At 57.2% G+C, this 1161-nt stretch carries 1 protein-coding gene; it reads right to left on the bottom strand.

Annotated elements, in window-relative coordinates; all coding sequences use genetic code 11:
- Window positions 1-1083, bottom strand: coding sequence for an IS630 family transposase (locus ACV229_RS40500; RefSeq protein WP_448088649.1), 1083 nt, complete (start codon window positions 1081-1083; stop codon window positions 1-3).
- Window positions 1084-1161: the final 78 nt, after the last annotated feature.

Genomic DNA, 1161 nt, shown 5'->3' with positions numbered 1-1161 from the left:
CTAGTGTTCCGTCCGAGAAATAACTTTGCATAGTCGAGCGACTTTCTGAAGGATGGAATCGGCGGTTGCCGTCCAGATGAACGGACGTTTGTGCTGGTTGTACTGCTCAACATAGCGCTCGATGCTGGCGATCAACTGGCGCACATTTTTGAACGAGCCGCGCCGGATAGCCTGCTGCGTGATCAGGCCAAACCAGCGCTCCACCTGATTGAGCCAGCTCGAATACGTCGGCGTGAAGTGCATGTGGTAACGCGGGCGCTTCGCCAGCCATGCCCTGACCTTCGGGTGCTTGTGCGTTGCGTAGTTATCGACGATCAGATGCACGTCAAGATCTTCCGGAACCGCTTGATCAATGTGATTCAAAAACGCCAGGAACTCCTGATGTCGATGACGCGACTTGCATTGCGCGATGACCTCGCCCGTCGCCGCATTGAGCGCAGCAAACAAAGTTGTCGTGCCATGCCGTATATAGTCGTGCGTAACACCTTCGAGGTAGCCCAGCCCCATCGGCAACACCGGCTGCGTACGCTCGAGCGCCTGGCATTGGCTCTTCTCGTCGACACACAGCACCAAGGCGTTGGTCGGCGGGCTCAGATACAGCCCGACAATATTGCGCACCTTTTCGACGAAGTACGGATCAGTCGAAAGCTTGAAGCTCTTCGAGCGATGAGGCTGTACACCGAAGAGCGACAGATACCGAGCCACCGAGCTCTTCGAAATACCCGTTTGCGCAGCGGCAGAACGCACACTCCAGTGCGTTGCCCCGTCGGGCTTCTCATGCAGCACCTTCGCCAGCAACTCCGCCACGGCTTCATCGTCATGCGCGCGCGGTCGCCCCGGGCGTGCTTCGTCATGCAGACCGGCAAGCCCATGCGCGACAAACCGCTTCTTCCAGTGCGTGATCGCAGGCGACGTTACTTCACATTGCACTGCGATTTCCTGGTTCGTACGACCGTCAGCCGCCATCAGGACAATCTTTGCCCGGCGCACCAGCGAATGAGGCAGCGAACGCGAGCGGCTCATCGACAGCAATTGCTCCCGCTCCAGTTCCGAGATCACCACCTCGATTCTCTTGCGCGCCATGATCACCTCCACTCAATTTCGCTTGATCATAGAGCAACACAATTCCATGTAAAGTTATTTCTGGGACGGAACACTAGC

Source organism: Burkholderia sp. MR1-5-21 (assembly GCF_053427715.1).
Note: the sequence above shows the minus strand (reverse complement) of the source record. Positions and strands in the feature narration are given on the sequence as shown.